25 protein-coding genes and 1 other annotated feature are annotated in these 26,344 nt (G+C 37.6%); of the genes, 8 read left to right on the top strand and 17 right to left on the bottom strand.

What is annotated here, in order from left to right:
- Nucleotides 1–300 precede the first annotated feature (300 nt).
- The 5 genes from BUE08_RS02010 to BUE08_RS01990 all read left to right on the top strand — a co-directional run bounded on the left by BUE08_RS02010 (nucleotide 301) and on the right by BUE08_RS01990 (nucleotide 6,029).
- Nucleotides 301–594, top strand: coding sequence for an ArsR/SmtB family transcription factor (locus BUE08_RS02010; RefSeq protein ID WP_059032848.1), 294 nt, complete (start codon nucleotides 301–303; stop codon nucleotides 592–594).
- 25 nt (nucleotides 595–619) lie between these two features.
- Nucleotides 620–3,121, top strand: a complete 2,502-nt coding sequence (locus BUE08_RS02005) for a DsrE/DsrF/DrsH-like family protein (RefSeq protein ID WP_059032849.1) — start codon at nucleotides 620–622, stop codon at nucleotides 3,119–3,121.
- A gap of 304 nt (nucleotides 3,122–3,425) precedes the next feature.
- Nucleotides 3,426–3,650 (top strand): FeoA family protein, encoded by a 225-nt coding sequence (locus tag BUE08_RS02000; protein WP_059032850.1) that lies wholly within the window; start codon nucleotides 3,426–3,428, stop codon nucleotides 3,648–3,650.
- Nucleotides 3,651–3,714: 64 nt separating this feature from the next.
- Nucleotides 3,715–5,730, top strand: a complete 2,016-nt coding sequence (gene feoB, locus BUE08_RS01995; protein WP_059032851.1) for a ferrous iron transport protein B — start codon at nucleotides 3,715–3,717, stop codon at nucleotides 5,728–5,730.
- Nucleotides 5,731–5,759: 29 nt separating this feature from the next.
- Entirely contained in the window at nucleotides 5,760–6,029 is a 270-nt protein-coding gene (locus BUE08_RS01990) for a FeoC-like transcriptional regulator (protein WP_286680232.1), read from the top strand.
- A 72-nt stretch (nucleotides 6,030–6,101) separates the two neighbouring features.
- On the opposite strand, the gene BUE08_RS01985 is transcribed toward BUE08_RS01990, so the two are convergent.
- From BUE08_RS01985 to BUE08_RS01975, 3 genes are all read right to left on the bottom strand, one after another.
- A complete protein-coding gene (locus BUE08_RS01985; protein WP_286680231.1) occupies nucleotides 6,102–7,103 on the bottom strand; it encodes a copper amine oxidase N-terminal domain-containing protein in 1,002 nt (333 codons plus the stop codon).
- A gap of 146 nt (nucleotides 7,104–7,249) precedes the next feature.
- Nucleotides 7,250–7,774, bottom strand: a complete 525-nt coding sequence (locus BUE08_RS01980) for an ECF transporter S component (protein ID WP_059032854.1) — start codon at nucleotides 7,772–7,774, stop codon at nucleotides 7,250–7,252.
- 17 nt (nucleotides 7,775–7,791) lie between these two features.
- Nucleotides 7,792–8,052 (bottom strand): TM1266 family iron-only hydrogenase system putative regulator, encoded by a 261-nt coding sequence (locus tag BUE08_RS01975; RefSeq protein ID WP_059032855.1) that lies wholly within the window; start codon nucleotides 8,050–8,052, stop codon nucleotides 7,792–7,794.
- Between the two features lie 548 nt (nucleotides 8,053–8,600).
- Between BUE08_RS01975 and BUE08_RS01970 the strand changes: the two genes are divergently transcribed.
- On the top strand, nucleotides 8,601–9,989 hold the full coding sequence (locus tag BUE08_RS01970) for a hypothetical protein (RefSeq protein WP_213950871.1): 1,389 nt from the start codon (nucleotides 8,601–8,603) through the stop codon (nucleotides 9,987–9,989).
- Between the two features lie 25 nt (nucleotides 9,990–10,014).
- On the opposite strand, the gene serS is transcribed toward BUE08_RS01970, so the two are convergent.
- The 13 genes from serS to BUE08_RS01905 all read right to left on the bottom strand — a co-directional run bounded on the left by serS (nucleotide 10,015) and on the right by BUE08_RS01905 (nucleotide 23,701).
- Nucleotides 10,015–11,289, bottom strand: coding sequence for a serine--tRNA ligase (serS, locus tag BUE08_RS01965; protein ID WP_059032857.1), 1,275 nt, complete (start codon nucleotides 11,287–11,289; stop codon nucleotides 10,015–10,017).
- A gap of 64 nt (nucleotides 11,290–11,353) precedes the next feature.
- Nucleotides 11,354–11,545: a binding site (T-box leader), on the bottom strand.
- Between the two features lie 68 nt (nucleotides 11,546–11,613).
- Nucleotides 11,614–12,672 carry a zinc-dependent alcohol dehydrogenase gene (locus BUE08_RS01960; protein WP_286680230.1) on the bottom strand — a complete coding sequence of 353 codons (1,059 nt, stop codon included), beginning with the start codon at nucleotides 12,670–12,672 and terminating at the stop codon, nucleotides 11,614–11,616.
- 25 nt (nucleotides 12,673–12,697) lie between these two features.
- Nucleotides 12,698–13,729, bottom strand: coding sequence for a zinc-dependent alcohol dehydrogenase (locus BUE08_RS01955; RefSeq protein WP_286680229.1), 1,032 nt, complete (start codon nucleotides 13,727–13,729; stop codon nucleotides 12,698–12,700).
- A gap of 33 nt (nucleotides 13,730–13,762) precedes the next feature.
- Nucleotides 13,763–14,716, bottom strand: a complete 954-nt coding sequence (locus BUE08_RS01950) for a phosphoglycerate dehydrogenase (protein WP_286680228.1) — start codon at nucleotides 14,714–14,716, stop codon at nucleotides 13,763–13,765.
- Nucleotides 14,706–15,722, bottom strand: a complete 1,017-nt coding sequence (locus BUE08_RS01945) for a 2-dehydro-3-deoxygalactonokinase (RefSeq protein WP_286680233.1) — start codon at nucleotides 15,720–15,722, stop codon at nucleotides 14,706–14,708. Before BUE08_RS01945 ends, BUE08_RS01950 begins: the two co-directional genes overlap by 11 nt.
- Before the next feature lie 5 nt (nucleotides 15,723–15,727).
- Nucleotides 15,728–16,369 (bottom strand): bifunctional 4-hydroxy-2-oxoglutarate aldolase/2-dehydro-3-deoxy-phosphogluconate aldolase, encoded by a 642-nt coding sequence (locus BUE08_RS01940; protein ID WP_286680227.1) that lies wholly within the window; start codon nucleotides 16,367–16,369, stop codon nucleotides 15,728–15,730.
- A 14-nt stretch (nucleotides 16,370–16,383) separates the two neighbouring features.
- On the bottom strand, nucleotides 16,384–17,133 hold the full coding sequence (locus BUE08_RS01935) for a glucose 1-dehydrogenase (protein WP_286680226.1): 750 nt from the start codon (nucleotides 17,131–17,133) through the stop codon (nucleotides 16,384–16,386).
- A 100-nt stretch (nucleotides 17,134–17,233) separates the two neighbouring features.
- Nucleotides 17,234–18,355 (bottom strand): 3-dehydro-scyllo-inosose hydrolase, encoded by a 1,122-nt coding sequence (iolN, locus tag BUE08_RS01930; RefSeq protein WP_286680225.1) that lies wholly within the window; start codon nucleotides 18,353–18,355, stop codon nucleotides 17,234–17,236.
- A gap of 45 nt (nucleotides 18,356–18,400) precedes the next feature.
- A complete protein-coding gene (locus BUE08_RS01925; protein ID WP_286680224.1) occupies nucleotides 18,401–19,348 on the bottom strand; it encodes an ABC transporter permease in 948 nt (315 codons plus the stop codon).
- Nucleotides 19,345–20,313 (bottom strand): ABC transporter permease, encoded by a 969-nt coding sequence (locus BUE08_RS01920; RefSeq protein WP_286680223.1) that lies wholly within the window; start codon nucleotides 20,311–20,313, stop codon nucleotides 19,345–19,347. Before BUE08_RS01920 ends, BUE08_RS01925 begins: the two co-directional genes overlap by 4 nt.
- A complete protein-coding gene (locus BUE08_RS01915; protein WP_286680222.1) occupies nucleotides 20,310–21,830 on the bottom strand; it encodes a sugar ABC transporter ATP-binding protein in 1,521 nt (506 codons plus the stop codon). Before BUE08_RS01915 ends, BUE08_RS01920 begins: the two co-directional genes overlap by 4 nt.
- 79 nt (nucleotides 21,831–21,909) lie before the next feature.
- A complete protein-coding gene (locus BUE08_RS01910) occupies nucleotides 21,910–22,899 on the bottom strand; it encodes a sugar ABC transporter substrate-binding protein (protein ID WP_286680221.1) in 990 nt (329 codons plus the stop codon).
- 118 nt (nucleotides 22,900–23,017) lie between these two features.
- Nucleotides 23,018–23,701, bottom strand: coding sequence for a GntR family transcriptional regulator (locus BUE08_RS01905; RefSeq protein ID WP_286680220.1), 684 nt, complete (start codon nucleotides 23,699–23,701; stop codon nucleotides 23,018–23,020).
- Nucleotides 23,702–23,954: 253 nt separating this feature from the next.
- Between BUE08_RS01905 and BUE08_RS01900 the strand changes: the two genes are divergently transcribed.
- A complete protein-coding gene (locus tag BUE08_RS01900) occupies nucleotides 23,955–24,443 on the top strand; it encodes an ECF transporter S component (protein ID WP_059032858.1) in 489 nt (162 codons plus the stop codon).
- Nucleotides 24,444–24,455: 12 nt separating this feature from the next.
- On the top strand, nucleotides 24,456–25,463 hold the full coding sequence (locus BUE08_RS01895) for an AIR synthase family protein (RefSeq protein ID WP_286680219.1): 1,008 nt from the start codon (nucleotides 24,456–24,458) through the stop codon (nucleotides 25,461–25,463).
- Between the two features lie 64 nt (nucleotides 25,464–25,527).
- On the opposite strand, the gene BUE08_RS01890 is transcribed toward BUE08_RS01895, so the two are convergent.
- Complete coding sequence (locus BUE08_RS01890) at nucleotides 25,528–25,980, bottom strand: NUDIX hydrolase (protein WP_273038872.1); 453 nt, start codon at nucleotides 25,978–25,980, stop codon at nucleotides 25,528–25,530.
- Nucleotides 25,981–26,344: the final 364 nt, after the last annotated feature.

Genomic DNA, 26,344 nt, shown 5'->3' with positions numbered 1-26,344 from the left:
TTGTAGCATAACAACTTTATGATGTAAATGAAAAGCCTGTATCCTTTATATTGCAAAGGATACAGGCTTATTTTTTCTGTTCTGGGTGAAAAAGTTAAGCAATTATACCAGCATATCGTTGATTTCACAACTATTATTTTTCATATTGATTTAAATTTAGGAAAAATATTTCCTCTAGGTATTGATATTGAAGGATTATTGGCAGCTGCCGGTTGATTTTTTGGTGTAAAAGTAAGGTATTGACAAGTTTATTAGTATATCATAATATTATAATATACTAATTTGTGAGGGAGTGCACAAATGGATAATGACATGAATAAATTTGCAAAAATTGCTGAGGTTTTAAAGGCACTTTCAAATCCGGTAAGGCTTTGCATAGTCCACGGTTTGCTTGAAAAGGGCAGCTGTAATGTTTCATACATGGAAAAGTGCTTAGAGGTATCGCAGTCCGGCATTTCTCAACATCTATCCAAACTTAAATCTGCCGGAATCGTCAAATGTGAGCGCATAGGAAATGAAGTGCATTATGCGATAGCAAATGATGATGTTAAAAAGTTTATTACATCAATTTTTGATAACTTTGTCTTAAGCTAGACAAAACTCAATGGAGGTTGAAAATATGAAAAAAATATTAATTGTGGGCGGTGTGGCAGGAGGAGCTACTGCAGCCGCAAGACTCAGAAGATTAAATGAGGAAGATGAAATAATTATTTTTGAGCGAGGGGAGTATATCTCCTTTGCTAATTGCGGACTTCCTTACTATATTGGCAATGTTATTTCAGACAGAAATAAACTTTTAGTGCAGACAATAGAAGGAATGTCCAAACGCTTTAATCTTGATATACGCAATTTTAGTGAAGTAATAGATGTCGATAGAGAAAATAAAACCGTCAAGGTGCGAAATGTAAAAACCGGTGAAACCTATACGGAAAATTATGATATATTAATTTTATCTCCCGGCGCAAAACCGTTAAAACCTAAAATCGATGGCATAGACGAGGCTGATAATCTTTTCGTCCTGCGCAATATCCCTGATGCAGATGATATCAAAAAATTTATAGAGGAAAATAAACCAAATCGTGCAGTAGTTATCGGCGGCGGCTTCATCGGTATTGAAATGGCAGAAAATTTGGCCTTGCGAGGTATCAAAGTTACTATAGTAGAAAAACTTAATCAGGTTTTACCGCCCCTTGATTTTGAGATGGCGCAAATTGTCCATCAAGAAATAAACGCAAATGGGGTCGACCTTATTTTAGAGGACGGTATTGCGGGATTTAAGGATAGGGGCAGAAAAATTGTTCTTGAAAGCGGCAAAGAAATTGATACAGATATGACCATATTATCAATAGGCGTTGCGCCTGATCTTCCGTGCTCAGAAAATCCTCTTGCAAAATCCTGCGGCTTGGCTTTAGGTAAGAAAGGCCATATTGTAACCACAAAACAGCTTCAAACAATAGATGCTAAAACCGGTCAAGTCGTCGAAGACATATATGCTATAGGTGATGTGGCTCAAATAACAGACTACGTAACAGGCGATGAAACAGCGGTTCCTCTTGCAGGGCCTGCTAATCGTCAGGGACGTCTTGCAGCAGACCACATAAATGGTATAGATGTAAATTATACCGGCGCACTGGCAAGTTCAGTCCTTAAAGTATTTAACCTGACAGTAGCTTCAACCGGAAACAATGAGCGCCAGTTAAAAACCAAAGGCTTAAAATATAAAGCTGTACATGCCCACCCTGCAAACCATGCTACTTATTACCCCGGCTCATCTCAAATCGCCATGAAACTTTTATTTGACCCGGATAGCGGCAAAATATATGGAGCACAGGCTGTCGGAAGAGAAGGCACCGAAAAGCGAATAGACGTAATTGCCACAACGATAAAACTTGGCGGCACAATCCGCGACTTACAGGGTCTTGAGCTGTGTTATGCTCCTCCTTATTCGTCGGCCAAAGATCCTGTAAACATGCTTGGCTATATTGCCTGTAACGTAGCAGACGGTGTTTATGACATGGTATACTGGAATGAAATTGATGATATCGTAAAAAATGGCGGCTATTTGCTGGATGTAAGGACACCTCTTGAATTTGGAGCAGGGCATATAGAAGGCGCTGTAAATATCGAGCTTGATGAGCTAAGAAACAGGATTGATGAAATTCCTGTATCAAAGGATACTCCTATTTATGTTAATTGTCAGGTGGGTCTTAGAGCATATCTTGCAATTCGGATATTGCAAGCAAATGGTTTTAAAAAGATTTACAACCTTTCCGGCGGATACCTGACATATAAAGAAGCAAAATATAAGATTCAAAACAGCAGCAATGCAATCTCAGACACCCCTTTTGAGGATAAAAAGCAAGAGGTTTCTCCGCCTTCTACGCCACAAATCATTAAAGAAATCGATGCCAGAGGTTTGCAGTGTCCCGGTCCCCTTCTTGCAGTCTATAATACTCTAAAAGATGCAAAAGAAGGCGATCAAATAAGAGTAACCGCCACTGACTATGGTTTTGCAGCCGATATAGAAAACTGGTGCAATACTAATGGTCATAAACTTATTTCTCTTACCCGTGATAACGGCAAATACACGGCGCTTATACAAAAGGGAGACAAAGAAAGCAGATGTGCCTTTCCTTCTTCTGCCCCACCTCAAGAAAATGCCACAATTGTATTATTTAGCGGCAATCTTGATAAAACTTTGGCTGCTATGATTATTGCTCAGGGGGCAGCTATGCAAGGCAAAAATGTCACCGTGTTTTCTACGTTTTGGGGTCTTAATGCTCTTAGAAAAGACAAACCTGTAAAGGTCAAAAAGAACTTCATAGAGAAAATGTTCGGCTTTATGATGCCTCGCGGCGCATCAAAAATGCCTCTTTCAAACATGAATATGCTGGGAATAGGACCTGCCATGATAAAAAGTCTTATGAAAAGCAAAAACGTGAATGACATTGATACAATGATAAAATCAGCGATGGATTTAGGCGTAAAATTTGTCGCATGCACAATGAGCATGGACCTTATGGGCATAAAACAAGAAGAGCTCATTGATGGTGTCGAGCTCGGCGGTGTAGCCACATATGTCTCTAGAAGCGAAAATGCAGGAATAACATTGTTTATATAGCATTATATAGGGCTGTAGGCAAAAACCTATAGCCCTATATAATTATCTCTATTTAGTATTCAAAGCACTCAAAATCAATCATCCGCGTAGCCGGTGCTTTTAGGTTTTGACCGGCAACTGCCTCTTATAGGTGTGAGTAAAACGCCTATTTGGTAGGTGATTATGATTGGAGGTTATTATATTATATATAGAGTAAAAATCATTGACATGCTTTGTATAGGGTGGTATTCTATAGGTAAGGTTTGAGAATGATTTTCGTTATCTTATATTTTCAAATTAACACTAATCATGGAGGTGCTTTAAAATGACGGTAAGTTTAGATAGTGCCCCTATAGGTGTAAGGGCAAGGGTTAAAAATATTTCGGATGGAAATATAGGTAAAAAACTCATGGAAATGGGTATTGTCCCAGGCACTGAAATATTTGTAGAGGGAATGGCACCTCTAGGAGATCCGATTAAGATTTCAGTTCGCGGATATAAACTTGCACTTAGAAAAAATGAAGCAAAGAGGATTTTAGCAGAAATTTAGTTAAATCCATTTTTTATTTAATATTAGTTGAGAATGATTATCAATCAAGGGAGGTAATGTCTTCATGCACATCATAGCGCTGGCCGGCAATCCTAACTGCGGCAAGACTACCATCTTTAATGCTCTTACCGGTGCCAATCAGTATGTTGGAAACTGGCCAGGTGTCACTGTAGAAAAAAAAGAAGGAAAATTGCGATTTGGCGGCGATGAATATAGGATTGTGGACTTGCCTGGCACTTATAGTCTTACTGCTTATTCTCAAGATGAAGTTGTTGCAAGGAACTTTATAGTAATGGATAAGCCGGATTTAGTTGTAAATGTAGTCGATGCATCTGCTATAGAAAGAAACTTATATCTCACAATTCAGCTTTTAGAAATGGGAACAAAAGTAATAATAGCCCTTAACATGATCGACGAAGCTGAAAATAAGGGAATTAAAATTGATGTAAATTCTCTTGAGAAAAAAATTGGCGTACCAATCGTTCCTTTAGTTGCTTCTAAGCAAAGCGGCATTAATGATTTGAAAGCAAAAATTGCCGAAGCTGTTCACGGTCAAATGCCGCCAAGCGTAAAAATTACTTATGGTCCCGCTATAGATAGTGCAATCTCTTCTTTGTCTCAAATAATAACAGAAAGCGGCATTAGCGGCGACTATCCCCCTAATTGGCTAGCACTAAAGCTTTTAGAAAACGACAGATATATAATGGATTATATAGAAAAAGAATCATTAGAAGTTGCAAATAAAGCTAAAATTTGCATAAATGACTTAAAAACATCTTTGGGCATTGAACCCGAAATCGCAATTATAGACAAAAGATATGAATTTATAAATGAAATTGTCAAAGACTGCGTAAAGCAGCCTTTGGAGCAAATCGAAACCACTTCTGATAAAATCGACAAGGTGCTCACAAATAAATGGCTAGGTCTTCCTATACTTGCCTTGATAATGTTTACTATTTATCAACTCACCTTTATTGTTGGCCAGAATATTTTAGGAGATAGTGTAGCATTTTTTTTGGAAGTCTTGGGTAGTAATGTGGCTTCATGGCTTGAGAGTATTAAGGCTCCGGAACTGTTAATCGCATTTATAACTGATGGTATTTTTGGTGGAATCGGAGTGGTTCTTGAATTTATTCCCTTAATCATGGTGCTTTATATCTTGCTAGGCATACTTGAAGACAGCGGTTACATGGCAAGAGCCGCATATATAATGGACAGGGTAATGATGGCGCTGGGTCTTCACGGTAAGACCTTTATATCAATGATAGTTGGTATAGGATGTAATGTTCCAGGCATAATGGCGGCAAGAACTTTAGATAGCGAAAAAGACAGGATGATAGCCATTCTCATTAATCCTTTTATATCTTGTGGAGCAAGGTTGCCTATTTATTTGCTATTTATATCAGCATTTTTTCCGGATAATGGTGGAATAATTTTATTTACCATCTACGCTATAGGATTTGTTGTGGCTGTATTGATGGGCAAAATTTTCAGTAAAACCTTGTTTAAAGGTGAAGCTTCTTATTTCCTTTTAGAGCTTCCGCCTTATCGCATGCCTACTTTAAAGGGTGTTTTAATACACATGTGGGATAAAGTCGGTGGATTTTTGAAGCGAGCCGGAACAGTTATTTTTTTATTGGTTACATTGCTTTGGGCGCTGTCCGTGCTGCCTTATGGCGTAGAACCTTACAGCCAAGCCAGTATTTTAGGCAGGATCGGTTCATTTATTGCCCCTATCTTTAAGCCTGCAGGGTTTGGTACATGGCAGGCATCTGTTGGACTTTTTGCAGGAATAGTTGCAAAAGAGGCGGTTGTGGCAACGCTCGGCATGGTATATGCAGGTGTCCAGGAAGGCACCCAGCTTATATCATCTATCCAACAGGCTTTTACTCCACTTAGTGCCTTTTCTTTTATGATTATGGCTTTGCTTTATACTCCCTGTGCTGCTGTTATAGGAACAATAAAAAGAGAAACAAATTCGTGGAAATGGACTTTATTCGCTGTTGTCTATACTTTTTTAACAGGTTGGACTGCCTCAGTTCTTGTGTTTCAAATCGGCAGGCTTTTGGGTTTTGAGTAATAAAGCGGCAAGGATCGTGAGGTGTAAAAATGTTATTCGAAGCTTTAATACAAATAAGTAAAATGGAATTTTACTCTTTGACACAGCTTGCAAGAAATCTCAAAGTAAGCGAAGACATGGCTCATCATCTGGTAGAACAGCTTAAGGCAATGGGCTATATTAAAGAGGAATCCTTTGGCGTAGAATGCAGCGGCGACTGTAAAACGTGTGCTGGCTGCCCGGCAGCAAAGGGCGCTCTACCTATAAAAACGTTGGTCATAACCGAAAAGGGTATGCAGGCTTTGAACCTTGCTAATTAATGAAGGTAAAAATCAAAAATAAGCCACCCTCATGTTATATGATTCCGGGTGGCTTATTTGCAGTTTTAAAACTTATTCCATTACTTCGTTATTATCTATCACTATCTGTCCTTCAAATAAATAAGCATTGTTCATCTTGACAACTTTTCTAAAGAAACTCAAGGGCACAAAAGTTTTTTCGTTACAAAGTTCCGGCGCTCTTTCAAGTTTAATTATATCTTTGTCTGCAATATATTCATTTTTTCCTATCGTCAGCTGTATATCCTGTCCCAATGATACACTTTGTGTTTCATTATGCCATAAAACTTCGTATCCCAAGGCCTCTGCGATAGCTCTTAAAGGAACCATTACCGTGCCTTCTTTTTCATAAGCAGGTGGAGCTTCTATTTTCTTATCTTCGACTATAATTTCTGCACTTGAAACGTCATACCCTGCCATGTCTTCTATTTTGTCAGGAAGAACAATCACTTTTTCAGGGGTTGTCTGAGCAGGTATACTTTTTGTAGATATTGTATAGATTACTACAAGCCTTTTCCCCGCAAGTTCCCCTTCGTAAGGTGTTCCATCGTAAAATACGATTTCGGTTTCATCTGAAATGTTAAGTTTTAATTGATTATCAGAACTTGTAAGATTTTCGTCAAAAATATCAAATTTAACATTTCTATCCGGGCTCTCAATAACCACTACTTCAGCTGCATACTGAGGTGGATAAATCATTATCATGGGCTTTCTCGTGTCATAGTATGCGCTTATAGTATCTCCTATTTTGATTTCGGCATTTTCTAGAATATACGTATCATGACTTATGATAACATATGCAGGTGCTCCCTCTTCGTTCTCTACGAAGATCATCTTGGAACCCTGGTTATTCTCTCGATCCTTTATCTCTTTAACAACACCGGTAAATGCTTTGTAACATACCCCCAACTCCTCGCAAGGTTCAGAGGTATTTGTTTCTTGTTCATCTATAATTTCATTTGGTATACTCATTTGATCTAAAGCAAATGCTGTGCCCCCCAATGAAAAAATAAATACTGCGGATAAAATTACTGCGAATAGCTTTTTAAACTTCATGGCATAATCCTCTCCTTTAATAATTTTTGTTTCTATTTTTTTAGACGGAAAAGGAAGGAGATATGTTCCTTATTTAAAAAACTCAACTAGAGCGAAGCCTTTTATACGTGAAAAGGAAGAACTCTTCGTTCTTCCTTAAATTATCTTTAAGCTCTATTTTGTTTAATAGCTGCATCCAAAATTTTCTCTACTATAAACGCAATCACGCCACCTAATAATGCTGTATATAGTTGCGGTATCTGCATTGCTTTTGCCACGGGAGGCGGAACGCTTACAATAAATCTAACAGCTGATGACAATATTAAAAACTTAATAATTGCGCCTATAATAAGGCCCACGGCAGAGCCGGCATAACCTTTTCCCAGCTTTGCGCGAGATATCACATAAGCAATTATAAGGACTGCATTACCCACCATTATAAACGGAATCATCGGCGCTAAAGGCGGTGCTAAAATACCCCTTACAAAAGCTATTAATGGAGTAAGCATTCCAATTATAACCGCCCCTATTATTCCAACATATGTACCTGATATGAGAAGCATAGCATTTACCGCCGGGCCTGTTACCATTTGAGGAAAACCTAACATCTGAAAAGCCAGTGTTATTGCTAAAAGTATTGCAGTTCTTGTAAGCCATCTGATACTAAAAGGTTTAAGGTCTTCATCTTTCATTATTTTGCACCTCCAATTTACTTTGTTTCAAGCTTTTTGGTCATCGCAGATTTTACGGACACAGATTTGACTTTCCCTAATTTGCCCGTCATAGCGCTAATTTCATCTGACGTGCCATCTACAATAAGTGATATTACTGAAATCCCTTTTTCTCTATAAGGTATGCCCATTCTTCCAACGATGATATTGGCATATTCATGTAATATAGAATTAACTGCACCGGCACTTTCCAAGTCTTCGACTACAATCCCCACAACACCTATTCTCTTGTCTTCCATGGCCTTCCCCTTTCATTTTGATAAAACAAAAACCCTCGCAAAAATCGAGGGATGATAAGCATTATTTGATGAATAAAATAAACTCTGCTTAATGTCCTTCGCCTTTTTGCTCAGAGAAGAGCACAGAGGGACTAACCCCCTGTGTTAACCCCCTGTGTTATACAGTTCTTTGCAGTCAGGGACTATGGACTTTATATCTTCTGCATCAGGACTTCTGAAACATCAGATCTTTATTGCTTTTATTTTATCATTCTTAGACAGCAAGTGTCAATAAATCATCGATTAAAGCTGAATTGAGTTGATAATTATTATCATTGACAACATTTTAATTTTTTTAGACAGTTCTGCTTAAGAAGAAGGATTTTTAAGTTTTATGTCGAATATAATAACTGTAGTTAATTGCTCATCTGTGATGAGGAGGTGATTACTAAAAACTTATAACTGTCTATTTTCCTCCAATTATTTTTTGTATAAGTTTTATAGGTCTTTATGCAGCCATCTTTATTTATTATTGTTTGAGTCTTAAAAAAAGAAACGGAGGAGTAAAAATGACCACTGCTCACTGGATTTATGCTATAGGAACAGTCTCGGTTCTTGTAGCCATGTTATTTCGGAGAAATGTTCTTATACCATGTATAGTTTCAACCTTCCTAATCGGACTCCTTTGGAAGGGAAGTCTGGTCGGGGCTGTTACTGCGGTTTTTAATTCTCAATTAACCGCCCTTGTGGAACTTGGGAACATTTTCTTGATTATTGGTTTGATGTTTGCCATGTTAAAATCTATCAGCGTTACCGGAGCTGACGAGATGCTTGTGGCTCCAATGAAAAAGTTAATGACATCCCCTCTTATAAGCTATGTTGTTCTTGTAATAGCAACATACATTATCTCACTTTTCTTCTGGCCTACACCGGCTGTTCCTTTGATAGGTGCCTTACTGGTTCCGGCTGCCATCGAAGCTGGCTTGCCTCCTATGGCAGCTGCAGTAGCTATGGCGCTTGCCGGCCAAGGCATGGCACTTTCCGGTGATATGGTAATCCAGGGTGCCCCTGGTCTTTCGGCTAAGGCTGCAGGCATACCGGTTTCAATCATGACAACATATGGCGCCATTCTTTCATTAATCACAGGTATTATCGCAATAGTAATAGCATACTATATGATGAGAAATGAAATTAAATTCTTTAAGAGAGAAAATTTGGGAGAGTCGTTAATAGGTGAATTAAAGCCTGAAATGAAAATGAAAGCAGAGGCACATCGTGGTCAGGCTTATGCTCCATTTCTTATGTGGCTGACTGTCATTTCATTGATAGCAGTTGTGTATGCCATGTTTCGTTTCAACATTACAGGCGGAGATGCTTCAGCACTTCTGGGCGGCACTGCTGTTTTGATAATGACAATCGCAACTATTCTTGTAGACGGTATTAAAAGCCTTGACACTATAGCGGATTATCTTACTGATGGCGTGGTTTTTGCATTTAAGGTGATGGGTCAAATACTGCCTATAGCCGGATTTTTCTTCCTCGGCAATCCCGAAGTTGTGGTCAGGATTTTGGGCGAAGGAGCTCCCGGATTCTTGTTTGATATGGGGCAAATGCTTGCTCAATCCATCCCTCCTCAAGGATTCCTTGCCGCTTTCGGCATGCTGATTCTTGGAATAATCGGCGGTCTTGACGGTTCCGGTTTTTCCGGCCTTCCTATGAGTGGAACATTGGCCGGTGCAATGGCAGGCGGAGATGTGAAAGTAGCTGCTGCTCTTGCAGCCATTGGACAGATGAGCAATATATGGTCAGGCGGAGGAACTATCGTAGCATGGAGCTCTCTTATCGCTGTAGCAGGTATAGTAGGAGTTCCTGTCATGGATCTTGCAAGAAAGAATCTTATACCGGTTCTAATAGGTCTTGTTGTATCAACAATTGTGGCTGTGCTATTCTTAATGTAAAAAAAGCGGGGGTAAATCCCCGCTTTTAATCTATCTTGCTTAGCCCTCCCATATAGTTGCGCAATATTTCAGGAACTACAACCGTGCCATCGGCTTGCTGATAATTTTCCAGTATTGCCGCTGTAGTTCTGCCAATCGCAAGGCCTGAACCGTTTAGTGTGTGGACGAATACAGGTTTTGCGCCATTTTTTGGCCGGTATTGAATCCTTGCCCTTCTCGCCTGAAAATCTTTAAAATTGCTGCAGGAAGATATTTCTACATACCGGTTATAGCTTGGCATCCAAACCTCTATGTCGTAAGTTTTCGCAGAAGAAAATCCCAAATCTCCTGTGCTCAAAACCACTACTCTATAAGGCAAGCCTAATAATTGTAGCACTTCTTCAGCATCAGCAGTAAGTTTCTCCAATTCTTCCATCGAGCTTGTCTCATCGGTAAACTTTACTAATTCCACTTTATTGAATTGGTGCTGTCTTATAAGGCCGCGAGTATCTCTTCCGGCAGAACCCGCCTCTGCTCTAAAACAGCCACTGTAAGCTACATAGTAAATAGGCAAATCTTCTTTTGAAAGCACTTCATCCCGGTGCAAATTAGTGACCGGAACTTCAGCTGTAGGGATTAAAAAATAATCATTATTATTAGCCAGCTTAAATGCATCTTCTTCAAATTTTGGCAGTTGACCTGTTCCTGTCATGCTTTCACGATTTACTATAAATGGTGGAAATATCTCTTTGTAATGATGCTTTTGAGTATGCAAGTCTAACATAAAATTTATAAGGGCTCTTTCTAGTCTTGCACCTGCTCCTTTATAAACAGTAAATCTTGCTCCTGTTATCTTCCTTGCTCTTTCAAAATCAAGTATATCTAAGTCTTCTCCTATATCCCAATGAGGCTTTGGTTCGAAATCAAATTTTGTAGGTTCTTTCCATCTGCGAACTTCTACATTATCGGCATCGCTTTTTCCTATTGGTACTGATTCATCGGGGATGTTAGGTATTGTAAGAAGTATCTGCTCCATGGACCTTTCTATTTCACTTAATTTGTCATCCATTTCTTTAATCTGTTGAGAAACTTCCTTCATGCGAGCTATAAGGTCTTCAACAGGTTCACCGGCCATTTTCTTTCTGGCAATTTCTTCTGATTCAGAGTTTCTTAAGTTTTTTAATTTCTCTACTTCAAATAGAAGGTTTCGGCGTTCTTCATCCAGTTCTAAAAACTTGTCCAGGTCGGCTGTTGCCCCTCGATTTTCAAGGGATTTTCTTACTATATCAGGATTTTGTCTTACAAATTTAATATCAAGCATATTTTTAGCCCTCCTATGCTATAATAATTATGTTTTAAATCACATATAAAAATCCTCCCACCCCAAAAGGGGCGAGAGGACTCGCGTTGCCACCCTTAATTAATACTTAATTTGTTTAACGGGATCACAAAAACCCGGCACCTTTTCAAAGGTGCAGCTTGCGGAGCGGAATTCAGCAAAACTCTTTACCGGCTTTCACCTGCCGCCGACTCTCTAAAAAAGAGTGGTGCTTACTTTTCTCCATCATCGCTATTGAAAATCCTCGATTGTCTCTTTATTATATCGGACAATGCCGAGAAAATCAATAGTTGGCGGTTTTAAGGTTTAAGGTTCTATTACAACTTTAAGAGCTCCGCCTATTCTTTCTTTGAAAGTTTTAACTCCTTCGTTTATATCTTTTAACGGGAATTTATGAGTAATCAACGGTTTTACATTTATTCTTCCATCAGCCATCAGAGGTATAACCCTTTCTATACACCACATTCCTTCAGCCTTGCCGCCTGCCATTGTCATATTATACTGCACAACGTGGTTCAAGTCTATTTTTACATCTTCTTTGTACATTCCAATAAGAGAAATCCTGCCGCTTTTTTTAGTGATGTCTACTGCCTGAACTGCTCCATCTTGGCTTCCGGAAGCTTCTACAGTAAAATCAACGCCGATGTTATTAGTAATTTCCTCTATTCTGTTATTTAAGTTTTCCTCTTTCACATTTATTGTAATATCTGCGCCTATTTTTTTGCCGACTTCCAGGCGCGAATTTCTTGTCCCTATTAATATAACCTTGCTTGCCCCAAATACTTTAGCAAGCTGAGCTGCCATAAGGCCAATGGGTCCGGGACCTACAACCGCTACGATCTCGCCCGGCCATATCCAACCCGCTCTTTCTATTCCGTACAAGGCCGTCCCTGCAGCCGTTGCTATAGTTCCTTCTTCGTAAGATATTGACTCAGGTATTTTATGCAAACAATTTATGTGGATGGCTACATATTCTGCGTATCCTCCATTTACTGTAAAACCATAATGTCTGTGACCCTTTTCAATGTTTCCATAGTTCAGGCATGTCGTATAAAGCCCCCGTATACAATTAATACATTTTCCGCAGCCTTTATGAGGCTCTGCAACAATCCTGTCTCCAATTTTGAATTCGGTAACTTTCGGTCCCAAAGCCACTACTTCTCCTGCAAATTCATGACCTGGTATAAAGCTTCCGTAAGGAGGGCAATTAGGCCATCCATGAGCAATGATTTCCGGATCTGTGCCACAAATAGCACAAGCTTTGACCCTTACTAGCACTTCCTCTTCAGCAGGTACCGGTATTTCTGTCTCAACCACTCTTAAATCATTTGGACCGTATAATACCGCAGCTTGCATTTTACTCATATTTGTCTTCTCCTCTCATTTGTCTTTAAAAATATAGGAGAACTTTCATAGCAGTTGATACATTCTTGCAAGCATCAAATGCTTTTTCATAATCGCTAATAGGAAATTTGTGGCTTATTAAGCAGTGTACATATTCTGGGTTTTGTTTCATAAAGTTTAAAACTTCCTCAAATTCTCCTGTGCCTCCGATACTTCCTATAATTGTAAGTGATTTTAAAACAATGAGTTTTTGGATAATGGAAGCTTTTGGCATCATTCCTACGCAACCGATAATGCCTAATGGTTTCGTAATTGAAATGGTATTAGCAAAAGCTTTTTCATTTCCAGTAGTTTCTATTGCCATATCATAATTTGTATTGGAATACATAGCCTCATAGCTACTATCATCAATACTTGCGGAAAATATTTCCTCTGGTGGTATTGCAGCACCAAGACTTGCCGCAAGTTCAGTCCTGCTTTTTACAATATCATATAATGATACATCTCTACAATTATAAAATTTCTTTAATAGCATTAAACTTGCAATACCAATAGGCCCTCCGCCCATTATTAAAATCTTTTTGTTAGAAATATCGCCGGCTATATGTGTAATTTTTTTAATCATATGTGCCGCTACAGACACTGGTTCTGTAAGGCAAATTAAGTCAAGATCTAGATCATCTGGTGCTTTATAAACATATTTTGCATCTCGTGCTATATATTCAGCAGATGCTCCATCGATTGTAATGCCGTACTTTTCAATGTGCTCACACAAATTTTTATCTGATTTGCAATACTCGCACTGGCCGCAATATTTAGAACAGTCGCCTGTTACTTTGTCGCCAATCTTAAAACCGGTTACATTACTTCCGACTCCTTCCACGATGCCTGACCATTCATGTCCGAAAAGTAAGGGGTATTTATGCGGACCGCTGTAAGTTCCTTTAAACAACGAAATATCCGACCCGCAAATGCCTATATCTTTTACTTTTATTAAAAGCTGACCTTGCTCAGGCACAGGTTTTTCTTGATCGACTATTTGAATATTTTGAGGAGCTTGGTATACATATGCCTTCATAATTTTTCACCTTCTATTTACAAAATGTTAATCTTATTCATTTACAATATTATCGGGTTTTTCACCTTTAAAAAATTTTACTACATTACGTGCACAAGTCATACTAACAGCATTTATCGCTTCCTTTGAATAAGATGCTATATGTGATGTTATAATTACATTATCAAGATTTACCAATGGATTGTTGCCTAACGGTTCGTGTTCAATAACATCTAGAGCAGCTCCGCCGAGGTGGCCATTAAGAAGATTTCTGTACAGAGCTTCTTCATCTACAATGCCTCCTCTTGCCGCATTTATTATAAAAGCTCCCTGCTTCATTTGTCGCATTTTGCTATCTTGTATCAAATGTTTTGTGTTTTCGTTTAAAGGAACATGAATTGAAATAAAATCAGACTCTCTGATAAGGGTATCCAAATCTGTAAACTTTACAAAATTATTGTTATTATCGCTGTTTACATATGGATCATATGCCAAAACTTTCATATCAAACCCAATTGCCCTTCTTGCAACTCGCCTTCCTATTGCACCATATCCAACTATTCCCAGAGTTTTTTTAAAGATATCTACGCCAATATATCTATCCCATTTACCAGCTTTGACTTTGCATACACTTTCAGATATTCTTCGTGCTATATCTATTATTAGCCCAAAAGTAAAATCAGCTACGGCATCAGAGTTTGTTGCCGGGACATTTGTGACTAGGATTCCCATTTCCTTAGCTTTTTTGCAATCTATATTGTCAACTCCTGTACCATGTTTACAAATTATTTTTAAGTTCCTTCCTGCCTCTATTACTTTAGCTGTTATCGGATCTGCACCAACTATAACGGCATCGTATTGGCCGATAATTTTTGCAAATTCTTCTTCTATATATAATTCCTCTTCCTTTTTAAAGTCAATTATGAAACCGTTTTGCTTCAGCAAATTTATAGGCTCATCAGATACTTGGCCAAAAGATCTGGAAGTAACTAATATTTTAGCCACCATATGGTTCGCCCCTTTTATCATCGGATTGAATAATTTCCAAAAATCCTTTTACCGCAAGATCTCTTTCTTTTGTTTTTTCGAAAACCATCACATTTAAATCAAGCCCTATAATTTCAAGTAAAAATTTATATATATCAGCAAAAATCTTATTGGAATAGATAACTATATTGTCGATATTAAACCACTTCGTTTTTAAATATTTTTCTATGCAAATAACATCTCCGCCAAAAATGATGCCCTCTAAAAATGATGTTTTAGCATCCTTGTCAGCTACGTCAAATATCCTCATAGTATTTATTACATATACTGCCTTGTTAAACCCATACTCTCTCATTATTTCAAAAGCCCTTTTAACCATTTCAAAATCAATGTTTACAAAGTTTTTGTCTATTGATGAAGATATTATGGTAGATGTAGAAATCGCGTAGAAAAGCTCACCTGACATCATAGATACAAGATCTGTAATTTCTTCATTTTGAATGCGTGCTATTTGTGTATGTGACCCTGGTAATACTATTGCCATATTTGAATTTCTTATATTTTTGTTAAGGCAACTTAATATTCCAAAAATCTCAACTTCTTCGCCTCTCATTGAATTTACTTCAAATATATTATGCTTGTCTAAAAAGTCTGTAGGAGGTACGCTTTTCACACCTGGAATAAGATTTATATTTCTTTTGAAAAAAATATCTTCATAGTGCTTGTATATACCTACTTTGAGTTTAGCTCTATCCACAGGAACCTTAAGATGGGGAACTTCTTTTATACCGAAAGGAGAAGTAACCATCCCGGAAGCATAGAGGTTAGAAATGTTAGCATCTGTTAGGCCATTTCTTGCAAGAACGGCATCATACATCTGCTTTAAGCCTTCAAGCAAAACCCAATTATTCCCTGTGATAGATGAATCTTTTGAACCTACATTTTTTAATTCATAATCTATTACTTTATCTTCATCTATAAGATACAACCTTGAATTGCTGGTTCCTGAGTCAAAATATACTGTCAGCGTAGTTAAACCTCCTTAAGTTTCTTTACATATTTGGCAGCATTTTCCCTTATTTCATCATATTTGCCGCTACTTATGAGAGTTTTATCTACCAGATTTCCCCCTATTCCAAGGCCTGCAACTCCTGCTTTAAGAAATTCGCACATATTTTCTGTATCTATACCGCCTACCGCAAGAAGAGGAATATTGTCAAGCGGCGCTCTTATAGCTTTAATATAATTCGGTCCTAAAGAACCTGCTGGAAAAACCTTTACAAAATCTGCGCCAAATTTTCTAGCATCAACTATCTCGCTTGGCGTAAGTGCTCCCGGAATTGATACCATATTTAAATTTTTTGTCTGTTCAATCACTTCTCTGTCTGTATTCGGAGAGACTATAAACATGGCACCTGCTTTACTTACTTCTTCAACTTGTTTTTTATTTAAGACAGTGCCTGCACCAAGGAGCATTTTTCCACTAAAAGTTTTGCAGAGCATTTCTATACTTTCTACGGCATCACTACGATTCAAAGTGATTTCCATTATTTTAATACCACCTGCAAGAAGTGCTTCAGCGGTTTTAACAATATGTTCTTTATCTATACCTCTTATGATGGCTATTATTTTATTTGCATTTATAGCGTCTATAATGTTATTTTCATTTTTCATAAGATTTATCCTCCTTAGTTTGCAAGATAGCCGCCATCGATGGGAATTATGGCGCCACTTATATAGTCAGAAGCATCAGAGGCCAAAAATACTATTGAGCCTTTTATATCATCAGGCGTACCCCATCTTCCTGCAGGTATACGTTTTAGTATAGTTTCGCTTCTTTCAGGATCATTTATCAACTGAGTATTAAGGCTTGTTGCCATATATCCCGGAGCTATTGCATTTACATTAATTCCTTTTGCTGCCCATTCATTAGATAACGCTTTAGTAAGCTGTGCCACGCCTCCTTTACTTGCAGCATAGGCAGGAACCGTGTAGCCTCCAAAAAAACTTAACATCGAAGCAAAGTTAATTATTTTGCCATGTCCTTGTCTTAGCATTAATCTGCCTGCAAGCTGACACATTTGAAATACCGATGTAAGATTTATTTCTATAACATCATCCCAGTCTTTTATAGAAAATTCTTCGCATTTATTTCTTCTTTGGATGCCGGCACCATTTACCAAAATATCTAATGAACCTAATCTTTCAACAGCTGTTTCAAATGCCTTTTTCAGATCGTCTCGGTTTGATAAATCTGCTTGGATACCAAAAACTTTCTCACCATTTTTAGAAAAATTCTCAGCTACATCTTCTACCTTTTTTGAAACATCTATTATGGCCACTTCAGAACCTGCCTCATGCAAAGCTTCTACTGCTCCGAGACTTAGACCTGAAGCTCCGCCTGTTACAATGGCTTTTCTTCCTTTCAAATTAAACATTATGTTACCACCTCAAAATTTAAAATGTAGAGTATAAGGCTTAAGCCTTATACTCTTTGCTGCTATCATCTTAAGGAATAAGGATCTTTTTTGCTTCTATTTATAGCTTGGTCCATCCGCCTATTATAGGCAGTTCGTCTACGGATTTCCAGCCAGGACTCAATGGCTCCTTCAGGAATGGCACCATTTCTTCTTCTGTACGAAGTGTTACCTTTTCTACAGGAGGAACGGTTCCCGGTGGAAATGCTTCTAATATTTCATCAACAACAAGCGTTAAGTACTTTAGAATTGCAGCAATAGGTCTTTTAGCCTTTCGAGCCGTTGCAAGACTAGGTTTACCTACAACACCTGCGGGTGTTGCTGCTCTCTCAATTGCCGAGTGCCCTTCACCTTCAGACCAGCGACTAGGTCTCCTATAAGGGTCTACGGATGTATCAAAATGTCCTTCCGGAAGGAAGCTTTCTGGTTCAGCGTCAACTACTACACTCATGTCAATCATTCCAGGAAACAGAAGTAATCCTACTGAGGTTTCGCTTTCGTCTGCATGCACAAAATGGGTTTCTAAACTGTCTGGTCGATCTACCGGATAGAAAAATTCTCTTACAGCTCTGTGCCAATCAATGACACGATATATGCCCGGCAGCTGGTATCTCTTCATAAATTCTTGGATAGCTGATTCTAGCATCCACAGATGCCCATGGTTATTCACCAAGATTATTTTTCTAAAACCATCATTCCACAGACCTCTCATTGTATAAACTATGGTTTCTTCTACAACTTCTTTAGGCATTATGACCGTTCCAGGCATTCCCAAATGATGATAAGGATGCCCTCCATAGTTTAGTGGAGGAAAAGCAAGGTTTACTTCTCTGCCCTGCTTTGCAGTATACCTTCTCACGCCCTCCAATATCTGAGTGACCATAAATGTGTCAAGGCCTGTATTAGCATGGATTCCATGGTTTTCAGTGCATCCTATAGGAACTAATACTACATCATTTTTCTTTCTTTTTTCAATAACTTTAGCTCTTGGTGTATTTTGGATATACGTACCAGGCTTGCCTAATTCTGAATCAGATGGTATTTCGTATTCTTTTAAAATTTCATCAATCTCTTTTTCGCTTGCATCCCATGTTTGTTTCTTAAGTCTCCCAACACTGTTATCTTCAAAGATAATTGCAGGATTGTCTGTTAATAACCATTTTTTCTCTTTTACATCTGCCATGTTAATTCTCTCCTTTTGTTTTATAGCTATGTTAAATATTTATTCTCAAATACTCTTATATTGAAAATGTTTACTAATATTTTCAATAAACAGAGATAAAAGAATTACAAATCCGACAGTAGCTGTTTGCCAATATGGTGATATTTCTAAAAGGTTCATACCATTTATAAGAAATGTCATAATTGCCGCACCTATTATAGTTCGACCAATTCCTCCTTCTCCTCCGGAAAAGGGTGTACCACCTATTAATGTTGCAGCAATTGAATTAAGTGTAAAATCTGTTCCAATTAAAGCTTCTGCTGCATTAAGCCTTGAAATATATAATATACCAGCAAATGCAGCTAGTAACCCATTGATGGCAAATACAGAAATCACTATTCTATCTGTATTAATTCCAGAAAGTTTAGTAGCCTTTATGTTGCAACCAATGGCATAAATGTTTCTTCCATAAATAGTTTTATATGTCACAAAGCTTAAGATTAATGTCACGAGCAAAACTTCAATAATCAAAAGCGGTATGCCCATAATTTCTCCGCTGCCAATAAATCGAAAAGTTTTATTAAACCCGTAGATTTGCGTTCCGCCCATAAATACATAAGCAAGTCCCCTAGAAATCCAATCCATTCCATAGGTAGCTATGAAGGGTGTAAGTCCAATTTTTGTTATTACAATTCCGTTAATTGAGCCACATAATAATCCTATTAACAACCCTGTAGCTATTCCTGCTACTAAATTTCCGGATTTTATGAAGCTCGCAGCAACACATGAAGATAACGCTAAAACGGAGCCCATCGACAAGTCAATACCTTTTACTATTATCGCTAAAGTCATTCCATAACTCACTATTATCAGAAGAGAAGCTTGTCCTAAAACATTAGTTATATTTTTAAAGGTCATAAATGCGGGGCTTAAGAATGTAAGAGAAATTAGAAGAATAATCAGTATCAAGAATCTTGCATACTTTAGAATAAAATCCATGGCTTTGTATTTCATTTAGCCGCTTCTCCTCTCTGTTTTCGATATTTTTCATTTAAAACATCGAAAATTATTATCAAGATTATTATAAATCCTATAAGTGTATATTGTATCGGTGGTGTAAAGCCCAACATGTTCAGTCCGTTCCTTAGTGTTGCAATAATAAAAGAACCTATTAGCGTACCGAAAACTCCACCTTTGCCACCATCAAAAGGGGTCCCGCCAATTAATGTAGCAGCTATAGCATCAAATTCATACCCAGCCCCAGCTATTGGATTAGCTGAATTAACTTTTGAAACTAACAAAATACCAGCAAATCCCGCAAGGAGGCTTGATAAAACATATGTTTTGAAAACTATTTTCCCAGTGTTTATTCCAGCATATCTAGCAACTTGTTCATTTCCGCCTACAGAATAAACATCACTACCAAATTTAGTGTGATATGTGAGATATATAATTCCATAAGTTATTGATATGGCTATGATTATGCTTACCGGCACGCCGTATATTTGTCCATCTCCCATAAATCTAAAGCTTTTGCTAAAACCAGGTACTGTTGCACCATTTGATATTACAAGTGCTAAACTTTGTGCAATGCCCATATTCGCAAAAGTTACAATCCAATAGTCAAAGTTACCCAAACCAATAAGGTAACCATTTGCAATTCCTATAACAGAGCCACATACAAGCCCTGTAATCATCGACATAGGAATAGAAATGTTATCATGAAGACATATGCCAGTAATTACTCCAACTAATGACATAATAGAACCTACAGACATATCAATTTTGCCCAACAATATTGTTAGTGTCATTCCAAGCGATACTACCATAAGGACAGAAGCTTGTTTTGCTATATTCATTAAATTTAAAAATGTAAAAAAATAATCAGCAGTTAAGCTAAATATTATCAATATAAGGAAGAGGCCATACACTATCCCAGGAATTTTTCTTAAATACTTTCTAGAGTCATGCACACTCACAATACTTCACCTCTTCCTATAGCAAAGTTCACTATTTTTTCTTGATTTGCATTTTCGTGATTAAATTCAGCAACAATTTTCCCTTGATACATTACATAAATTCTATCAGACATACCGATTATTTCAGGTAAATCTGACGAAATCATCATTATTGCTCTTCCCTCTGCTGCTAAATTATTCATCAATTCGTAAATTTCGGCTTTGGCGCCAATATCTATGCCCCTTGTTGGCTCATCGAATATTAAAATTTCTGATTCTGTCAGCAGCCATTTGCCTAAAACAACTTTCTGCTGGTTTCCTCCACTTAAAGATCCAACAATTGCATTCTCATTCGGTGGAACTATATTTAATTGAGTTATTGTCTTCTTAGCAATTTCAGTTTCTATCTTATCGTTCACAATCCATGTTGGAAAAACTTTTTTTAAGCTTGCTTGAACAATATTTTGCTTTACCGACATTTTTGTAATGAGTCCTTCTTCGCGCCGATCCTCTGGCAAAAGTCCTAAACCTTTTTCTACTGAAGTAGTTGGAGAACTATCCTTTAATTTTTGACCAAATGTATAAATATTTCCTTTATCACATTTATACTCACCAAAAATAGTTTTTGCAACTTCCGTTCTGCCAGCACCAACTAATCCATAAAAACTCACAATTTCTCCCTGGTGTACTTTAAAACTTATATCTGTAAACTTGCCGCGTAAAGTTAAATTTTCGACTTTCAATGCCTCTTCTCCAGGTACGTTGTATTTCTTGTTATACAAATTTGTAATTTCACGACCAACCATCATTTTTATTAATTCAGAAGTTGGAGTTTCTTTCACTGGAACTGTACCAATATATTTCCCGTCTCTTAATACTGTAACACGATCTCCAATCATTTGTATTTCTTCCATTCTATGGGAAATATAGATTACGCTTATGCCTTTTGCCTTATAAGCACGAATTAGAGAAAATAGCTTGTCTATTTCTCCTTTGGTTAGTGTTGCTGTTGGCTCGTCCATAATTAAAATTTTTAAGTTCCTTAGCGACAAGGCTTTTGCTATTTCTATCATTTGTTTTTGAGCTATCCCCAAATTTTTAACCATAGTATGGCTGTCAATATTTATGCCTATGGTTTGTAGGAGTTTATCACATTCAGAATACATTTTATCTTGATTAATTATTTGTACATTTAAGATTTTGCGTTTTATTGGTTCGTTTCCAAGAAAAATATTCTGGGCTATATCCCTATAAGGTAATAAATTAAGCTCCTGATGAATGATACCTATGCCAAGTTTTTCAGCATCTTTTACGCTATTCACAAGAACTTCATTACCCTCTAAGAATATTTTTCCGCTGTCCTTTTTATATACACCACTCAAAATTTTCATTAATGTAGATTTTCCTGCTCCATTTTCACCTAACAGAACGTGAACTTCGCCTTTTTTTACTTCTAGATTCACGTTATCAAGAGCTTTTACACCGGGGAATTCTTTGCTTATGCCTTCTAGGCGCAAGATTATATCCTGATCGCTCATTGTTTACACTCCTGAGGTTCTTGGTTGTTAAGGCATTACTAAGTTGTGCTTTCTAACGCGCCTTAACAACCAAGAAAAATTATTTTTTCAATTTCGCCAAATACTCGTCAATATTTGACTTATCAACTATCGTTGTATCGATAATAATGCGATCATCTATAGGCTCACCGTTTAAAAACTTAATAGCAGCTTCGACGCCGACGTATCCTTGATCATAGCCTCTCTTGTCACATGTAAGAGTCATTTTACCTTCTTTTATTGCCTGTAGTGCGTCTGCATTTGCATCAAGCCCAGCAATGAGAATTTTGCCTGTTAATCCAGCTTGATCGACTGCTTCAACTGCTCCCATTGCCATCTCGTCATTTGATGCAAAAATAGCATTAACATCCGGATGTGCTTGCAAAAGATTTTGAGTTACCTGCATCGCTTCAGCCCTATTCCAATTCGCAGTTTGAGATGCCACTATTTCAATGTCTGGATATTTTTTAAAGGTATCCACCGCCCCCTGTTTTAGATCAATAGCACTTTGTGCACCTGCTTTTCCTTCAAGTACTATAACCTTACCTTTCCCTCCTAATTTTTCAGCCAAGGCTTTTGCTACTTTAGCTGCCGCATCATAGTTTTCTACAGCAACAAATGTTTCAACTTTTCCGCCGCCAACTTTAGTGTTCACATTGATGACAGGAATATTGGCTTCATTTGCTTTTTCGACTGCCGGAATGATGCCCATGCTATCTGCGGGTATCAAAACTATTGCATCTACGCGCTTAGTTATCGCATCTTCCACAAGCCTTATTTGCTCTTCATTATTATCAGCTTTTAAAGGAGCTAAGGCAGTAAGTTCAACTCCATAATCTTTTGCAGCAGCTTCAGCTCCCTCTTTTACAGAAATCCACATTGGATTAGTGAGATTTTTTAAGATCAGAGTTATTTTATACTGTTTCGTTTCTTCTTTTGGCGTTTGTGATCCTTGTGAAGTAGATTCGGTAGTTGATTCAGTCTTTGTTCCGCCGCAGCCAGTCAACATAATTAAGCAAACGACCATCAAAATTACTATTAGCTTTTTCATTAATCTTCCTCCTGTTAAATAAATCTAATTTTCGGTAAATTTATTTACTTTTTTCTATATTAGTATTTGATTGCACCTCCTCTTTCGTTTCTTGGTTGGCTGTTTAGTATATTCATTATCATAACCTAGCCAGTAAATGATTTAGGTTGCCCAGATGATAATCTTTGCTTTCTGCTATATGGTACTTCATGAATTTTTCCGCTTCTTCTTTGTTTCGTTGCTGGATTTGAGAGAACAAGTTTTCATGATGTATCAAGGTAGTTTCTGAACGTTTTTCATCTTTTTTTGTAAGGTTTGTTATGCGCTCCACCTGGGAATTTATACCTTCCATTATGCTAATTAACTTCTTATTTCTTGCACCTTCTATAATTATGTTATGGAATTTCCTATCTTCTTTAACAAACTCCTCTATATCACCACTTTCTTTTGAGTGCTTTAAGTTCTCTAACGTATCACCTAATTTTTTTATTTCTTCGTCGAGCGCATATTCACAAAAAAGTCTTGCCGCCAGGCTCTCTAGGGCCCACCTTACATCATATATTTCTGTAATCATTTCATAAGTTATATTTGACACTAGTGCACCACGATTTTGCATTATATTTACTAACCCATCATTTGCAAGCTTCAGAAGTGCTTCTCTGACAGGGGTTCTGCTTACATTAAGCATGTCACATAAATCTCGCTCATTAAGCACTTGTCCAGGTTTCAGTTCATTGTTTATTATTTTTCGCTTTATTTCTTCATAAGCAAAAGCTTTTTTTGAAATTTCGTTTTTGTAAGCGTCAATGCTATAAATATCCATAGTTTGCAACACCCTTTTTGAATGATTTGTTAAATTAAATTTTTTGGTATACATTAGGTATTTATCTAGTGTACATATTCGACATAAAATTATAAATTCCTTCTTTAAATAAAAAATTCTTTTAATTGATATGTTTTTAACAAATTGACAACATTAGATATTTGTATCAGTTGCAAAATACATTGTCAAAGGCTTTTTCTTTCTGATATAATACCATTAGACTTTAATAGATACAGCTTGGGAGGATAGCTTAATGGATGAGAGGATTAGAAAACTTGCATTTATGGGACTTTTTTCCGGATTATTAGTTATAGCAACTGTAGTGCTGCGCTTTCCGGTTCCTACATTTAATCTTTATTTTAACTTAGGAGAAGCCGTTATTTACCTTACTGCGCTGCTGTATGGGCCAGGACCCGGCGCTTTGATAGGAGGTATTGGTTCTGCGCTATCCGATATTATCGGGGGATATCCTGTGTGGGCCCCTATTACTTTTATAATCAAAGGTCTTGAAGGTTATGTGGTAGGTGCTCTCGGGAAAAAAAATAAGTATCTTGCCATAGTCGCCGGGGCCATTATAATGATGGCAGGCTACGCACTTGCGGCAGGTATACTATATGGAATCGGAGCTGTGCCGGTAGAGCTTGCCGGAGATTTTGTTCAGGTATCGGCCGGTGGCGTTATTTCGCTTTTCTTATATAATAGGCTTAAAAATATTACTTTCAATGATGAAGACAGATTTTGAGGTGAGATTCTAATGTTTAAAACAGGAAAGGTTCCGCCGGAAATTTTAAAATCCAGTGTTTATCCGTATACCGGCAAGCTGAGAGATGAAGTGTTGATACACTCAAGCTTTGGAGAAGATTGCAGCATTATAGATTTTGGTGAAAAAGTAGCCGTTTTGTCTACCGATCCTATAACCGGAGCTGATATTCAAAGCAGTCGTCTTGCAGTTTATGTATCTTGCAATGATATTGCAGCATGCGGAGCAGCACCTCTTGGCATTTTAGTTACACTGCTTTTACCTTTAGGCGCAGACGAAAGCCTTCTTGAAGAATTGATGAAGGGAATAGACGAGGCGGCAAAAAGGATAGATGTAGAAATTCTGGGAGGCCACAGTGAAATTACTCCCACTGTTTCAAAATCCGTTATATCCACCACAGCCATAGGAATTACGGATAAAGACAAATTTGTAACATCTTCAGGTGCAAAGCCAGGCGATGCCGTAATTGTTACAAAAGCTTTAGGTCTTGAAGGTTCTGCAATACTTGCTTCTGATTTTGAAGATTTCCTTGTTAGAAGGCTTCCAAAAGAAATAGTTGCGAGGGCAAAAACCTTTATTGAGCAAATCAGCGTAGTAGATGAAGGAATAATTGCGTCAAGAGCAGGCGTTTCGGCTATGCATGATATAACTGAGGGCGGATTGTTGGGAGCCTGCTATGAAGTTGCAGAGGCATCGGGTGTGGGCATTGAAATACAAGAAGAACTTATCCCTATATTACCTGAAACCAAGGAAATATGTAAAGTTTTTGATATAGACCCCTTAGGCCTTATTTCAAGTGGCTCTATGCTAATTTGCACTTCTAGACCAGATAAAGTCATAACAGAATTAGAAAATGCAGGCATCATTGCCACGGTGATAGGAAGAATAATTCCTGAAGGCAAGTTTATGATTTCTTCAGATAAAAGAAATCCCATAATTCCCTTTGAAAGGGATGAATTATATAAGGCTATTGAAAAGGCAAAAGGTTTTGCTGAAAATTAAAATCAACTCCCTTGTATCAGCCTACTTGGCAATTTGCAGGGGAGTTGATTTTTTAAAGGCTATTTTAAATTATCACTTCATCTTTTTCGTCGTTGCTTCTTTCCTTGCAATACTCTAAATAGCGCTTGTAAGAGGTGCTAACGAGGGCTTTATCTTGGCTGTATGTTATCATGTCAAGAGCCTTTTCAATAGGATAAAAGCCTCCATCTGAAAAACCAAGCTCCGTATTCGGAGTACAATCTTCAGATAAGGCTTCCATCAAAAACCATGTTATTTGGTTGCATACAGGTTTTTGCCTTGTTACTGAATAAAATTCATAACATGTTTCTCCTACGCATGAAACTATGCGAGCATTAACTCCTGCCTCTACTTTTACTCGCTCAACAGCAACTTCCTGAGCAAGCCTGCCTGGCCTTATTACTCCCTTTGGCAGTACCCATTCTGACTTCTCGTTTTTTAATATCAGCACTTTGTCTTTAAAAAAAACTACACCACCGGCACAAATTCTTGTGAGCATTGATAATATGCCTCCTTTGCCTTATTTTTTATATTAACTTGACTTTCTGGCAAAACTATCTTCACACAAACTGTATGAAGTTACTTAGGAGTTCGACGCGCTACCCTTAAAATCCTGCTTTTTTAAATTTTAAATTACAATCTATAATTTCTCGCGGCTGACAAATTTTCTGATGGCAGGCCTTAGTCAAGTTCAATCAGGTAAGGCTATATATGTATTAATAAACGAAAGGTATAATGGCAAGATAGTCTATCGGCAGGCTTGTTATGTATTAAAACTTTTGTACATAAAAATGGCTCCTCGAGCAGGATTCGAACCTGCGGCCCTTCGGTTAACAGCCGAATGCTCTACCGCTGAGCTATCG

Source organism: Tepidanaerobacter sp. EBM-49, assembly GCF_001896645.1.
Taxonomy (GTDB): Bacteria; Bacillota; Thermosediminibacteria; order Thermosediminibacterales; family Tepidanaerobacteraceae; genus Tepidanaerobacter; species Tepidanaerobacter syntrophicus.
This window is presented reverse-complemented; position numbering and strand designations above follow the sequence as displayed.

Coding starts and splice junctions, on each gene's coding strand:
- BUE08_RS02010 (WP_059032848.1), top strand. CDS start 301: ATGGATAATGACATGAATAAATTTGCAAAAATTGCTGAGGTTTTAAAG.
- BUE08_RS02005 (WP_059032849.1), top strand. CDS start 620: ATGAAAAAAATATTAATTGTGGGCGGTGTGGCAGGAGGAGCTACTGCA.
- BUE08_RS02000 (WP_059032850.1), top strand. CDS start 3,426: ATGACGGTAAGTTTAGATAGTGCCCCTATAGGTGTAAGGGCAAGGGTT.
- feoB (WP_059032851.1), top strand. CDS start 3,715: ATGCACATCATAGCGCTGGCCGGCAATCCTAACTGCGGCAAGACTACC.
- BUE08_RS01990 (WP_286680232.1), top strand. CDS start 5,760: ATGTTATTCGAAGCTTTAATACAAATAAGTAAAATGGAATTTTACTCT.
- BUE08_RS01985 (WP_286680231.1), bottom strand. CDS start 7,103: ATGAAGTTTAAAAAGCTATTCGCAGTAATTTTATCCGCAGTATTTATT.
- BUE08_RS01980 (WP_059032854.1), bottom strand. CDS start 7,774: ATGAAAGATGAAGACCTTAAACCTTTTAGTATCAGATGGCTTACAAGA.
- BUE08_RS01975 (WP_059032855.1), bottom strand. CDS start 8,052: ATGGAAGACAAGAGAATAGGTGTTGTGGGGATTGTAGTCGAAGACTTG.
- BUE08_RS01970 (WP_213950871.1), top strand. CDS start 8,601: ATGACCACTGCTCACTGGATTTATGCTATAGGAACAGTCTCGGTTCTT.
- serS (WP_059032857.1), bottom strand. CDS start 11,289: ATGCTTGATATTAAATTTGTAAGACAAAATCCTGATATAGTAAGAAAA.
- BUE08_RS01960 (WP_286680230.1), bottom strand. CDS start 12,672: ATGAGTAAAATGCAAGCTGCGGTATTATACGGTCCAAATGATTTAAGA.
- BUE08_RS01955 (WP_286680229.1), bottom strand. CDS start 13,729: ATGAAGGCATATGTATACCAAGCTCCTCAAAATATTCAAATAGTCGAT.
- BUE08_RS01950 (WP_286680228.1), bottom strand. CDS start 14,716: ATGGTGGCTAAAATATTAGTTACTTCCAGATCTTTTGGCCAAGTATCT.
- BUE08_RS01940 (WP_286680227.1), bottom strand. CDS start 16,369: ATGAAAAATGAAAATAACATTATAGACGCTATAAATGCAAATAAAATA.
- BUE08_RS01935 (WP_286680226.1), bottom strand. CDS start 17,133: ATGTTTAATTTGAAAGGAAGAAAAGCCATTGTAACAGGCGGAGCTTCA.
- iolN (WP_286680225.1), bottom strand. CDS start 18,355: ATGGCAGATGTAAAAGAGAAAAAATGGTTATTAACAGACAATCCTGCA.
- BUE08_RS01925 (WP_286680224.1), bottom strand. CDS start 19,348: ATGAAATACAAAGCCATGGATTTTATTCTAAAGTATGCAAGATTCTTG.
- BUE08_RS01915 (WP_286680222.1), bottom strand. CDS start 21,830: ATGAGCGATCAGGATATAATCTTGCGCCTAGAAGGCATAAGCAAAGAA.
- BUE08_RS01910 (WP_286680221.1), bottom strand. CDS start 22,899: ATGAAAAAGCTAATAGTAATTTTGATGGTCGTTTGCTTAATTATGTTG.
- BUE08_RS01905 (WP_286680220.1), bottom strand. CDS start 23,701: ATGGATATTTATAGCATTGACGCTTACAAAAACGAAATTTCAAAAAAA.
- BUE08_RS01900 (WP_059032858.1), top strand. CDS start 23,955: ATGGATGAGAGGATTAGAAAACTTGCATTTATGGGACTTTTTTCCGGA.
- BUE08_RS01895 (WP_286680219.1), top strand. CDS start 24,456: ATGTTTAAAACAGGAAAGGTTCCGCCGGAAATTTTAAAATCCAGTGTT.
- BUE08_RS01890 (WP_273038872.1), bottom strand. CDS start 25,980: ATGCTCACAAGAATTTGTGCCGGTGGTGTAGTTTTTTTTAAAGACAAA.